Here is a 12,456-nt window from a genome sequence, read left to right as displayed (position 1 = left end):
GCCGCGGGGACCCGACCCGGGGCGATCGACACCCCGGCCGGACTTCGGTCCGCCGCCCTAACGGCGGACCGACCGCCAGATGTGCTCGGGCAGCGCGCCGGCGGCTTCCTCCAGCTCCAGGTCCCCTACGGTGAGCCAGCGGCGGACGACACCGACGACCGGCCCCAGGACGAGGGATTCGATCACGGGGGTGGAGAGTTCGGCGAGTTCGCCGGATTCCTGGTGCGCGTGGATCCAGAGGGCGATCGGTGTCAGCCGAGCCTCCTGGGAATCACGGATCTCCCGCGCGTGGGCCATGCCCTCACGGTCCGCGGTGACGGAGTGCATGAGGCGGGCTGCGTCCGGATGGGCTTGCGCGAAGTCCAAGTAGGCCAGGACCACGGCATGAATACCGGAGCGGGCGTCGACTGCCTGGACCAACGCTGTCACCAGTGTCTTCAGGAGTTGTTCCAACGAACGCTGCGCGAGCGCGGCGACCACGCCGTCGAGACTGCCGAAGTGGTGGTAGATGCTGCCGGAACTGACCCCGCTGGCTTTGGTGATGGCGCCGAGGGTGAGCCCGGATTCGCCCGACGAGGCGTACAGGCGGAGCGCTGCGTCCAGGACCTGTTCGACGGTGGCTTCGCCGCGTTGTTGCTTCGGGCTCATCGAGCAGTCGTCCTTGGTCTCGTATCGGCAGATCTCTCTGTCCTCGTCGTGCACAGCTTAGAACACTTTTTTAGAATTCTTTCTAGAAAGACTTTCAGTTTGCCAAGTGGGGCCTCACACTGGCTTCGTGCCGGAGACGAGTACGCCTGTGATGCAGAGCCGCCGCGTGCCAATGGGTGCGATCACGAGGGCGGTGCACCTGCCTGACCAGCACCCCGGACGCAGTCGCCGCGGCTTCGCCGACGAGGCTGCGGAGGACCGGCCGGTGGACGGGACGCGTCGGGGGGCAGCCAGGTGAAGCCGGGACACATCAGCCGCCGGACATTACTGAGGCTGGGCATCGGAGCGGGCGCCGCACTCACCACCGCCGGGTGCAGCGCGGGCGACGGCGGGCGGGGCGGCAGCAGTCCCCGCAGCAGCGGGAGCGCCGGTACGGCCCGTCCACCGCATACGTGGCGACACGCCACCGGAAGCTGGGTGCAAGCATCACCGGTGGTCGCCGACGGGGTGGTGTACATCGGCAGCCACGACAAGAGCCTGTACGCGCTGGACGCGAGCACCGGCGCCCCGCACTGGGCCTTCGCCACCGGCGACGCGGTTCGATCGTCGACCGCCGTCGCCGACGGAGCGGTGTACTTCGGCAGCGGGGACATGAACCTGTACGCGGTGGACGCTGCCACCGGGCTCAAGAGGTGGTCCTTCACCACCGGCAGCTGGGTCCATTCGACGCCTGTGATCGCCGACGGGACCGTGTACTTCGGCAGCCACGACGCGAACGTATACGCCCTCGACGCCGCTACCTGCACCAAGAAGTGGGTCTTCCCCACCGGAAAGTGGATCTCATCCTCTCCAGCGGTCGCGGACGGGGTGGTGTACATCAGCAGCTTCGACGGGAACGTGTACGCCCTCGACGCCGCCACCGGTTCCAGAAGGTGGGTCTTTCCAACCGGGCAGTACGTCGCCGCGTCGCCCGCCGTGGTCGACGGGGTGGTGTACATCGGAGCCCGAGACGAGAACCTGTACGCGCTGGACGCCGCGACGGGCAGCCAGAAGTGGGCCTCCCCCGTCGGGGGATGGGTCAGCGGAACCGCCGCGGTCGTCGATGGGACGGTGTACATCGGTGAGGGCAGGTACGTACACGCCTTGGATGCCACGACCGGCACCAAGAAGTGGGGGTTCCGGACGCGTGGCGCGGTCTTCTCGTCGCTGACCGCGGTGGGCGGGGTGGTGTACGCCGGCAGCCTCGACAGGAACGTGTACGCCATCGACGCCGCCACCGGCACCAAGAAGTGGGCGTTCGCCACCGGGGACGAGGTCCACTCGCCCCCGACCGTCGCCGGCGGACTCGTGTACGTCGGCAGCAACGACGGGAACGTGTACGCCCTGGACGCGGCCACCGGCGCGGGACCGGCACTGCCCACTCCAACCGACGCCGCTCCGGCCGAGACACCCACGGCCTGGACCTAGGGAAACGGGGCCGAGACGGTTCGGCCGTAGACGCTCATACGAACACATCGGAATCCCGGGGGACTCCATGACCACGACTCCACCCATTCCACCCACTCCACCCACTCCACCGCCGCCACCTCCTGACCCGGACACACCGGAGCACTCAGCAGGAACCCCTGCGCCGGCCCCGGCCACTCCGGCCGGCCGGATCCACAACGGGGCTCCGACGGCCGGCTCGGAGGAGCCCGCACCGCCGCCCGGTCCGACCGCATGGAACGCGCTGGCCGACGACCGCCTGCCGGGGTTCCGGGGGCTCGCACCGAAGCACCGGGCGCTGTACGTGGCCGTCGCGGCTGCCGTGATCGTGGGAGGGATCCTGTTCGCGTACTACGCGAACTTCGGCCTGGACCAGGCCACGTCGAACGACCGGGCACGCTCGGAGAAGAAAGCCGAGAAGGCCGTCGACCGCGAGCAACCCGCCTTCGTCTCCACCATCACCCCGCACGACTACGAACAAGAGGGGGGCGATCCGATCACCATCGTCCTGGACAGGCCGCTGACCGCGGGTGAGCAGGCCACCCTCACGAGCCTCAACGGAGGGCAGCCGAAAGAAGTCTGGGCGTTCATGAAACCCCTCGGCGGGCGCATCATCGAGTATCCCCTGCTCCTTCAGAAGCCCTTGGCGGGCGGCCATCGAATGCCACGGGGCATCATGGCGCAGACGTTCAACCTGAACCTGAACAGCGACCGCAGCGCCGGACTCACCATCAACAGCATGACCGCGGTCAAGGACGCGTGCACCGCACCGACCGCGCGGACGGTGATCGACATGCCACCGGCCGGGTCCAACACCCGCCCGGGCCTGCTGTGGGACATGAGCGGCGGCCAGGCGGACAAGCCGGAGGGGCCGTACGTCCTCGACGAGGGTGACGACCAGGGCCAGCTGTACTTCCGCCACAACGCCATCGACCTGGGCAACGGCCAGTCGAACATGGCCCTGCGGGTCCAGGCCGTGGTCACCGACCAGACGTGCAAGTGGCACATCAACGCCTCGTACACGGACACCACCGGGCAGCACGAGCAGCGCATCCCGACAGTCGCGGCCGGCATCACCACGGAGGCGGTGCCACCGAACCCCGTCCAGTACTTCGGACACGTCATCTCCCAAGGCTGGGGCTGCATCGGTGAGATGACCCAGCAGGGCTGCACCGCCACCAAAACCCTGGAACGCGTACAACCCGGCAGGGGCAACTGATCCCTTGACTCCCCATCAGGCGGGATCAGACGACACACCTACGACGCGACGATTGGATGTCTCCATGAGTGACCACTCAGGGGCGGCGGACCCGCGCCAGGCGGGTCGTATGCGGCGGCGGGCCTTCCTGGCGGCTGGCGGCCTGGGGGCAGCCGCAGCCGTGGCGGTCCCCGTGGGCATCTGGCTCAGCTCCGGCTCGACGGACGAGGGGGCCGGGAGCGGGCCGAAGGACGGGAAACCTGCCAGCGACGGACCTGCTGGCCTGGAGCTCGCGCCGACGGCGACGATCGAGGTCGGCGCGACCGACCTGTTCCCTCGCATCACATACAGCCCGGACGGGAAGATCCTGGCCGTTGCCCTCAAGACCAGCGTCACCCTGTGGGATGCGGCCTCCCGGGCGGAAATCACCACATTGGCACCGAAGGACGCGATGTTCACCCAGGACCTCGTGTTCGCGGGCGGCCTGCTCGCTCTCGGCTATCTGAAGCCACCGACTCTGGAAAACCGCGTGGCCAGCGATGTCGGCGGGATCGCAGTCTGGGACGTCGCCACGCGGAAGGAGGTCGCAGCGGTCACCTCACCCTCCGAGGGCCTGCCCTTGGAGGGCATGTCGGCGGTGGCGCTCAGCCCGGACGGCAGGCTGGTGGCCGGCGCCCGGAACGCGGGTGACGGCATCGGCAAGGTCCCTGTCTGGGACGTACGTTCCGGTGCACACGTCAAGGACTTGCTGGTCGGAGCGGGCGAGGGCACCCGCCTGAGCAGCGTGCGGAGCGTCGCCTTCAGCCCGGACGGGAAGATGCTGGCCGCGGGGTACGGCGGCGGGCCCAAGGGCGGTGTGATCCTGTTCGACACCTCCACCTGGTCGCAGATCGCCACCCTGCCACTGGACAACGCGGGCGCCCTCGGGGTGATCGACCTCGCCTTCACCCCGGACGGCAAGACCCTGGTCGGGGCCTTCGGCAGAATCGCCGTCTGGGACGTCGCCTCACGCAAACTCACAGCCACCCTCGGGACCGAGGATGAGCATTACCAGATGGCAATGAGCCCGGACGGCTCCTTCATTGCCACCTCCAGAGGCGGCCCCACCCCGAACGGAGTCATCACGCTGCGGGCCCTGCCGTCCCTCAAGGAGATCACCTCCGTGCCGGCCGGCCCCAACGGCGCCACCCACATCACCTTCCACCCGGACGGCCACACGCTCGCCACCTCCGCCTCAGCCCCCGAGGCCTACTCCACCGTGCAACTGTGGAACGTCAAGCGACGGGCCACATGACCGCGGAGGACCCCGGAGGACCGTGGCATCAGTGCCGTACGAGGCAGAAGGGGTGCCCGGCCGGATCGGCGTAGACGCGCCAGCCGGGCTCGCCGGAGCCCTGCCCCGAGCCGTCGTCGAGGAGCGTGGCACCGCAGGCCAGTACCCGCTCCTGCGCGCGGTCCAGGTCCGGCACGCCGAAGTCCAGGTGGAACTGCTGCGGCCGGGCGGGGTCCGGCCAGCTCGGCGGCCGGTGGTCCGCCACCCGCTGGAAGGCGAACACGGAGCCCGAGGGCGTGTGCAGGGTCGCCCAGCCCTCGTCGACCGCCCACCGCCGGTCCGGCTGGTTGACGGCGCCGCCCAGCAGGGACCGGTAGAACTCCGCGAGCTCCAGCGGGTCGGGGCAGTCCAGGACCACGCACTGCAGTTCAGCGATCATGGCCGGATCCTACCCAGCCCCGGTCGGGGCGAGGGCCGCGGCGATCATCCGCCGGGCGACGCAGGCCAGTTCGGCCAGGTCCGGAGCCGAACGCGAGCGGGCGAGGGAGCCGGCCAGCCGGTCGTAGAGGAGCCCGTCCGTCCAGGCCACCAGCAGTTCGGCCGCCTCCCTGGGCCGCTCCGCCCCGAGCGCGGCGAGCAGACCCGCGGCCCGGGCCCGGGGCTCCTCCCCGGCCCGTCGGAACTCCGTCTCCAGCTCTGGGTTGCGGGCCGCCTCCAGGCCGAGTTCGAAACGGGCCAGCTGGCGCTCGCGCCCCGCCGTCAGCCAGCGGTACAGCAGTCCCGTGAGCATCGCGACGGCCGCCTCGAGGTCCCCCGGCTCCGGCGCCGGCCCGTCCCCGCCGCCCGCTGCCCCGCCGCCCTCCTCGCCACCGCCGTCCTGACCGCCGCCGCGCTCCGCGCCCGCGTCGAGGTCGTGGAGATCCAGCTCCGCCAGCCGCCGGTAGCAGGCACCGATCAGCGCCGTCCGCGTACGGAAGTAGTAGGAGGTACTGCCCGCCGGCAGTCCGGCCGTGCCGTCGACGGCACGGTGCGTGAGGCCGCGCAGCCCGGAGGCGGCCACGAGGCCGATCGCCGTGTCCGCGATCAGCGTCCGGCGGTCCGCCGCGGGCGAGGTCGTGTGAGGGGTGGACATAACCGAACTCTACAGCTGTAGAGTGACCAGGACATCGATCCTCTACGCCTGTAGAGGGTCCGGGCGGAACGGGAAGGTGCGCCATGCCGGATCTGGAGCGTCATGCGGTCGTGGCAGGTGCCGGGATCGGCGGACTCACCGCGGCCGTGGCCCTGCACCGCCGCGGCTGGCGGGTCACCGTGTGCGAGCGGGCGCCCGGGCCGAACGCCGTCGGCGCCGGGATCCTCCTCGCCCCCAACGCCCTGCGCGCCTTCGACGCCATCGGCTTCGACGCCGCCATCGCCGCGGGCCCCACGGCGGGCCCCACGGCGGGCCCCGCCGCGATGGGCCTGCGCCGCCCCGGGGGCGCATGGCTGAACCGCACCGACGGCGCCGCGCTGGCCGCCCGGTACGGCCGGGCACCGCTCGCCGTGCACCGCTCGGCCCTCGTCGCCGCTCTGGCCGCCGCGCTCCCCGACGGCGCGGTCCGGTACGCCGCCGCCGTCACCGGTGTCGACGACGCCGACGGCTCCCCGGTGGTCCGTACCCGCGCCGGGGACTTCGGCGCCGACCTCGTCCTCGCCGCCGACGGCATACACAGCCCGCTCCGCCGCCAGTACTTCCCCACCCACCCCGGGCTGCGCTACAGCGGGGAGACCGCCTGGCGCACCGTGCTGCCGGCGGCGGCGGGCGCGGACGCAGGCCCCGCCGCCGACGTCATCGAGACCTGGGGCCGCGGCGAGCGCTTCGGCGTCGTCCCGCTCGCCGACGGCCGGCTCTACCTCTTCGCCACCGCCGTCGTCCCGGAGGGGTACCGCCCCGCGGACCCGCGCGCCGAGTTCCTGCGCCGCTTCGGCACCTGGCACGACCCGATCCCGGCCCTGCTGGAACGGATCGACCCGTCCGCCGTGCTCCAGCACGACCTGTACGACCTGGCCGCCCCCCTCCCGCAGTACCACCGGGGCCGACTCGCCTGGCTCGGCGACGCCGCCCACGCCATGACCCCCAACCTCGGCCAGGGCGGCTGCCAGGCCATCGAGGACGCCGTCGTCCTGGCCCATCTGCTGGAGACCCGGGAGGTGCCGGCCGCGCTCGCCGCCTACAGCGCGGTCCGCCTCGCCCGTACCGACGCCATCCGCGTGCGGTCCCGTCGCGCGGGGCGGATCGCCGCCCTCACCCACCCCCTCGCCGTCGCCTGCCGGGACCTCGCCGTCCGTGCCGCCCCGGCGGGCTTCGCGCTGCGGGCACTGGACGACCTCTTCGACGGATTCACGCTCCCGGCCCCTGCCGTGCCGGCGGCGCGTGCGGCATAACCCCGTGCCCCTCCGCGTTGACACTCGTTGGTGAGGTTCGTTGACGGTTCAACACGAAGGAAGGCCGACCCATGAACACCGACATCGACTGGGACAACCCGACCGACCCCAAGCCCGGCTGGACGCTGGACCACATCAGGCAGTACGTCGGCTCGAACGGGGCCGAGGGCCAGTACTGGAACGGTACCCAGACCCTCCTCCTCACCACCCTGGGCCGGGTTTCCGGCAAGCCGGTGCGGACCCCGCTCATCTACGGTGAGGCCGACGGCCGTTACCTCCTCGTCGCGTCCAACGGGGGCGCCGTCGCGGACCCGCTCTGGTACCGGAACCTGTCCGCGCACCCCGAGGTCCGCGTCCAGGTCGGCCCCGAGGTCCTCCAGGGCACGGCCCGTACGGCGACCTCCGAGGAACGCGCCGCGTACTGGCCGCTGATGGTCAAGCACTGGGCCCCGTACGACGAGTACCAGGCCAGGACGGACCGCGAGATCCCGATCGTGGTCATCGAGCCCGCGCGCTAGGGGGTGTCCGCCGGGAGACGGCCGCGGGGGCGCTGCCGCCGGGACACGCGTCCGGGTCAGTGCCCCAGCACGGCCATCGCCGCGTTGTGGCCGGGGACCCCGCTGACTCCGCCGCCGCGCGCCGCGCCCGCCCCGCACAGCAGTACGTTGCGGTAGGCGGTCGCCACGCCCCACCGGCCGGCCCCGGTACCGGCCCCGACGCCGTCCCCGTCCTCGTCCCCGTACGGCCAGGACAGGTCCCGGTGGAAGATGTGCCCGCCGGGCAGGCGCAGTTCGCGTTCCAGGTCCAGCGGGGTCTTGGCCTCGATGCACGGGCGGCCGTCCGCGTCGAAGGCCAGGCAGTCGGTGAGCGGTTCGGCCAGGTGCGCGTCGAGCTGCGCGAGGGTGGCCGTCAGCAGGACCTCGCGCGTCTGCCGGTTGTCGTGTCCGAACAGCCGGGCCGGGGTGTGCAGGCCGAACAGCGTGAGGGTCTGGTAGCCCTGCTCCGCCAGCTCCGGTCCCAGGATCGTCGGGTCGGTCAGCGAGTGGCAGTAGATCTCCGAGGGCGGGACCGAGGGCAGTTCCCCGGCGGCGGCCTCCGCGTGGGCCCGGGCCAGTTCGGCGTACCCCTCGGCGATGTGGAAGGTGCCGCCGAAGGCCTCGCGCGGGTCGACGGCGGTGTCCCGCAGCCGGGGCAGCCGCCGCAGCAGCATGTTGACCTTGAGCTGGGCCCCCTCGGGTGCGGGCTCCGCCGGCGCCTGCCCGAGGAGTTCGGCCAGGGCCCGGGGCGAGGCGTTCACCAGCACCGTGCGGCCGACGACGCTCCCCTCCCCCGTGGCCGTACGGAACACCACCTCGGCCGGAGCGGTCCCGTCCGTGTCGATCCGCAGGACCTCGTGGCCGGTGGCGATCTCCGCCCCGGCCTCGCGGGCGGCGGCGGCCAGGGCGTCCGTCAGCGCGCCCATGCCGCCGACCGGGACGTCCCAGTCACCCGTCCCGCCGCCGATGACGTGGTAGAGGAAGCAGCGGTTCTGCGCGAGCGAGGGGTCGTGCGCATCCGCGAAGGTGCCGATCAGCCCGTCCGTGAGGACCACCCCGCGGACCAGGTCGTCGGCGAAGTACCGCTCCACCGCCTGTCCCAGCGGCTCCTCGAACAGCATCCGCCAGGCGGCCTCGTCGTCGATCCGCGCCCGCAGCTCCGCCCGGGTGGGCAGCGGCTCGGTCAGGGTCGGGAAGACCTTCCGGGCGAGCCGCCCGGTGGTTCCGTAGAAGGCGCGCCAGCTCTCGTACTCCCGCTCCGAGCCGGTCAGCCGGGCGAAGGACTCCCGGGTGCGCTGCTCGCCGCCGCCGACGAGCAGGCCGCCGGGCCGCCCGTCGCGCTCGACGGGCGTGTACGAAGAGATGGTCCGCCTGCGCACCTCGAACCGCAGGTCCAGGTCGCGCACGATCTTCGCCGGGAGCAGCGAGACGAGGTACGAGTACCGCGAAAGGCGGGCGTCGACGCCGACGAAGGGGCGGCTGGAGATCGCCGCCCCGCCGGTGTTCCCGAGCCGTTCCAGGACGAGGACCGATCTGCCCGCCCGGGCCAGGTACGCGGCGGCCACCAGGCCGTTGTGCCCGCCGCCCACGATCACGTCGTCGTACACGTCCCGCCCGAAGGTCGTCATGGCTCTTGGTAGCACACCTGGCCGAGCCGCTCCAGGCAGTACGCCTCGTCGGCGTGGGCCAGGGCCGTGTCGGGGTGCTCGTCGCCGAGGCCCCGTTCGCGGATGCCCGAGAGGTCGCGGTAGATGGGCAGGGCCTCCTCCCAGCGGCCCAGCCGGCCGAGGCCGACGGCGAGTTCGCGACGGCTGACCAGGGTGTCCGGGTGCTCCGCGCCGAGGGTCTCGGCCCGGGCGGCGGCCACCTGCCGGGCCTCCGCGACGGCCTCCTCCCAGCGCTCCAGCCGGCCCAGGTTGACGCCGAGGACGTGGCGGGCGCGCAGGGTCTCGGGGTCGGCGGTCCCGTACGCCCGGGTGCGGTCGCGGACCAGGGCCCGGAACAGGTCGAGGGCCTGAGCGCACTTGCCGGTGCGGCCGAGGGCGATGCCGACCTCGTAGCGCGCGGCGAGGGTGTCGGGGTGGTCCCGGCCGAGGACGCGTTCCCGTACGGCGGCGACGTGGCGGAAACCGGCCAGGGCCTCCTCCCAGCGCTCCAGCCGGCCCAGCGCGTACGCCACCTCGTACCGGGTCAGCAGGGTGTCGGCGTGCTCCGCGCCCAGCACGGCCGTCCGGGCGGCGGCGACCTCCTCGGCGGCGGCGTGGGCGTCCCCGAACCGGCCGAGGGCCCCCAGCGCGCAGGCCAGGTTGTGGCGGCAGCGCAGGGTGTCGGGGTGGCGCGGGCCCGCCGTCCGCTCGCGGGCGACGAGCACCGCCCGGTAGGTCTCGTACGCCTCCTGGTGGCGGCCGAGCCGGCCCAGTTCGTACGCCGTCTCCTGGCGCGCGGCAAGGGTGTCGGGGTGGTCCGGGCCGAGGACGCGGGCGCGCCCGTCGGCCACGGTCAGGTACACGGCGAGGGCGGCCTCGGGCCGGCCGGCGCGGCTGAGGGAGAAGGCGCGGGTGTGCCCGGCGGCGAGGGCCGCGGCGCCGGACCCGTCGGCACCGGGGCCGTCCGGGCGGGGGGCTTCCAGCCAGGGGGCGCGCGGGATCCCGTAGGCGACGGTGAGCCGCGGGTCCTCGGCGGGTTCGGGGCGGACGATCCGCTGCGGGCCGTCGGGGTGCGCGGGGCCCTGCTGCGTGGGGTGAGGGATGCCGTTGTGCCCGGTGGGACGGCCGTCGAGGCGGGCGGCCGTCCAGGAGCCGGTGAGCACGGCCCATGCGCCGCTCGCGGGGCGGGCGTCGGTCCCGGCCTTGCGGCCGGCGGTCATCCCCCGGGCCCAGTCCGGGAGCGGCCCCCGGGCGCCGGGCAGGCCGACGCGGCCGGCACGTTCCTCGACGAGCCGGCGGTGCAGGTGGCGGGCGTCGCCCGGACGGTCCTCGGGGCGCTTGGCCAGCAGGTCGAGGACCACCCGTTCGAAGTAGCCGGGCAGTTCGGGGCGGTGCTCGCGGAGCGGCACCGGCGGGGTGTCGCGGTGGCCGACCAGCACCGACCAGGAGTCGCCGAGGTCGAAGGGCGGGGCGCCGGTCGCGATCTCGTACAGGACGCAGCCGAGGGAGTAGAGGTCACTGCGGTGGTCGACCTCGCCGCCCGCGATCTGCTCGGGCGACATGTAGTGCGGGGTGCCCATGGCCATGCCGCCGCCGGTGAGTTTGGCGGTGAAGCCGATGTCGTGGGCGAGGCGGGCGATCCCGAAGTCGCAGATCTTCACGGTGCCGTCGGTGAGGCGCATGATGTTGGCGGGTTTCAGGTCGCGGTGGACCACGCCCTGGTCGTGCGTGTAGCCCAGGGCGGCGGCCATCTGCTCCGCGATGTCGACGACCACGTCGACGGGGAGCGGGCGCGCCTCGTTGTCCTCCAGGAGCTGGCTGAGGTTGCGGCCTTCGAGCAGTTCCATGACGAGGTAGAGGCAGCCGCCCGCGGCACTGTCGTCACCGAAGTCGTGCACGACGGTGACCCCGCGGTGCTGGAGGGCGGCCGCGACGCGCGCCTCGCGGCGGAACCGCTCGCGCAGCACCTGGGTGAAGTGCGCGTCCTGCTCGGCGCCGATCGGCTTGAGGCACTTCACCGCGACCTGCCGGCCCAGCGATTCGTCCCGGGCCCGCCACACCTCGCCCATGCCGCCGCGCCCGATCAGATCGAGCGACCGGTACCGGCCCTGGATCAGTCTGGACTCCGCCATGTCTTGAAGCCGCCCCCGTCGTCGTGCTGTGCCCTCCCCGGCCCGTCCAGTATGGCCGCTGATGTACGCAGTGTGTACGGCGAAGGGCGGCTCCCGGGGCCCATGCGACGCATCGCTTTCAAGATGTGACCTGGCGGCAGCTGCCAGCGCAGACCTGCGGGAATGCTGCGCAGCACGCGGCCGGTGAGACGCATGCGCCGGGTGACGACGCGCGGGGCCGGTGCGGGCCGCCCGTACAGCTGGTGCGCCCAGCCGGGGAGGGAACCGTACGCGAGGCCGGCGAGCGGGCGCCAGAGCAGGTTCCGGCCGGGGACGAGGGCCGGGGGGACGGGCGGGCTGCGCAGGAAGGCGTCCACGGCCCGGGCGTCGGGCCCGGCGGCGAGGCCGGGGCGGACCGCCTCGAAGTACGCCGCCAGCTCCGCGGTGCCGGCGGGCACCCCGGCCGGGTCGAGTCCGACCAGGCGGGCGTTGACCCGGTTCTCGTCGACGTAGCGGTCGGCCTGGGCCGGGGTGAGGGGGATGCCGGAGCGGCGCAGGACGTGCAGGAAGCTGTCGATCTGCGCGCAGTGGATCCACAGCAGCAGCTCGGGGTCGTCTACGGGGAAGCTCCGGCCGGTGGCCGGGTCGGTCGCGGACAGCCTCCGGTGGATCCCGCGGACCCGCGCACCGGCCCGCTCGGCGTCCTCGGTGGTGCCGTAGGTGAGGGTGCCGACGAAGTCGGCCGTCCGCAGCAGCCGCCCCCAGGCATCGCGCTCGAAGGAGGAGTTCTCCAGCACGCCGCGCACGGCCCGCGGATGCAGGGCTTGCAGGTACAGCGCGCGCACCCCGGCGATCCACATCATCGGATCCCCGTGACACTGCCAGGTCACGGACCGGGGCCCGTAGAGCCCGGGGTCGGGTACAGCCACGCCTGAGCCTCCCGGGGACCATGGGGTCGGATGCCGTCCCGTGTGGTGTACCCGGGCCGGTGCCCCGGCATACCGGCCGACGCCGTCCGGCACGGCCGAGCCGGTGGGACGGCCGGTGCGGGCACCCGCGTGGCGCTCCCCGGAGAGGGAGCCGAGAATGGGATCGGGGGCGAGCGGGAAGTTGGTCCTGTTCCCGCCATGCCGTA

11 protein-coding genes are annotated in these 12,456 nt (G+C 73.0%); 5 read left to right on the top strand and 6 right to left on the bottom strand.

The window, feature by feature from the left end; translation table 11 throughout:
- Positions 1-57: 57 nt before the first annotated feature.
- Positions 58-648 carry a TetR/AcrR family transcriptional regulator gene (locus OG447_RS21710; protein ID WP_266938512.1) on the bottom strand — a complete coding sequence of 197 codons (591 nt, stop codon included), beginning with the start codon at positions 646-648 and terminating at the stop codon, positions 58-60.
- Positions 649-942: 294 nt separating this feature from the next.
- Between OG447_RS21710 and OG447_RS21705 the strand changes: the two genes are divergently transcribed.
- The 3 genes from OG447_RS21705 (at position 943) to OG447_RS21695 (ending at position 4,625) form a co-directional block, all read left to right on the top strand.
- Positions 943-2,115 (top strand): PQQ-binding-like beta-propeller repeat protein, encoded by a 1,173-nt coding sequence (locus tag OG447_RS21705; protein ID WP_266938511.1) that lies wholly within the window; start codon positions 943-945, stop codon positions 2,113-2,115.
- A gap of 322 nt (positions 2,116-2,437) precedes the next feature.
- On the top strand, positions 2,438-3,352 hold the full coding sequence (locus OG447_RS21700) for a hypothetical protein (protein WP_266938510.1): 915 nt from the start codon (positions 2,438-2,440) through the stop codon (positions 3,350-3,352).
- Between the two features lie 64 nt (positions 3,353-3,416).
- A complete protein-coding gene (locus OG447_RS21695; protein WP_266938509.1) occupies positions 3,417-4,625 on the top strand; it encodes a WD40 repeat domain-containing protein in 1,209 nt (402 codons plus the stop codon).
- A gap of 28 nt (positions 4,626-4,653) precedes the next feature.
- On the opposite strand, the gene OG447_RS21690 is transcribed toward OG447_RS21695, so the two are convergent.
- The gene (locus OG447_RS21690) at positions 4,654-5,043 is read right to left on the bottom strand and encodes a VOC family protein (protein WP_266938508.1); all 390 of its coding nucleotides are present in this window, start codon (positions 5,041-5,043) and stop codon (positions 4,654-4,656) included.
- Between the two features lie 9 nt (positions 5,044-5,052).
- Positions 5,053-5,736 (bottom strand): TetR/AcrR family transcriptional regulator, encoded by a 684-nt coding sequence (locus tag OG447_RS21685; protein WP_266938507.1) that lies wholly within the window; start codon positions 5,734-5,736, stop codon positions 5,053-5,055.
- Between the two features lie 83 nt (positions 5,737-5,819).
- On the opposite strand from OG447_RS21685, the gene OG447_RS21680 reads away from it, so the two are divergent.
- Both OG447_RS21680 and OG447_RS21675 read left to right on the top strand, forming a co-directional pair.
- A complete protein-coding gene (locus tag OG447_RS21680; RefSeq protein ID WP_266938506.1) occupies positions 5,820-7,028 on the top strand; it encodes an FAD-dependent monooxygenase in 1,209 nt (402 codons plus the stop codon).
- 71 nt (positions 7,029-7,099) lie between these two features.
- Positions 7,100-7,546: a nitroreductase family deazaflavin-dependent oxidoreductase gene (locus tag OG447_RS21675; RefSeq protein ID WP_266938505.1), complete on the top strand. Its 447-nt coding sequence runs from the start codon at positions 7,100-7,102 to the stop codon at positions 7,544-7,546.
- A gap of 56 nt (positions 7,547-7,602) precedes the next feature.
- Here the strand turns inward: OG447_RS21675 and OG447_RS21670 are convergent, their stop codons facing one another.
- From OG447_RS21670 to OG447_RS21660, 3 genes are read right to left on the bottom strand one after another with little or no spacing between them, the layout of a single operon-like run.
- Positions 7,603-9,192, bottom strand: coding sequence for an NAD(P)/FAD-dependent oxidoreductase (locus tag OG447_RS21670; RefSeq protein ID WP_266938504.1), 1,590 nt, complete (start codon positions 9,190-9,192; stop codon positions 7,603-7,605).
- Positions 9,189-11,342, bottom strand: coding sequence for a serine/threonine-protein kinase (locus OG447_RS21665; protein ID WP_266938503.1), 2,154 nt, complete (start codon positions 11,340-11,342; stop codon positions 9,189-9,191). Before OG447_RS21665 ends, OG447_RS21670 begins: the two co-directional genes overlap by 4 nt.
- Entirely contained in the window at positions 11,324-12,250 is a 927-nt protein-coding gene (locus OG447_RS21660; RefSeq protein WP_266938502.1) for an oxygenase MpaB family protein, read from the bottom strand. Before OG447_RS21660 ends, OG447_RS21665 begins: the two co-directional genes overlap by 19 nt.
- Positions 12,251-12,456: the final 206 nt, after the last annotated feature.

The sequence above is a fragment of the Streptomyces sp. NBC_01408 genome (genome assembly GCF_026340255.1).
GTDB lineage: Bacteria > Actinomycetota > Actinomycetes > Streptomycetales > Streptomycetaceae > Streptomyces.
The sequence above is the reverse complement of the archived record's forward strand: the minus strand, read 5'-3'. Positions and strand labels throughout refer to the sequence as shown.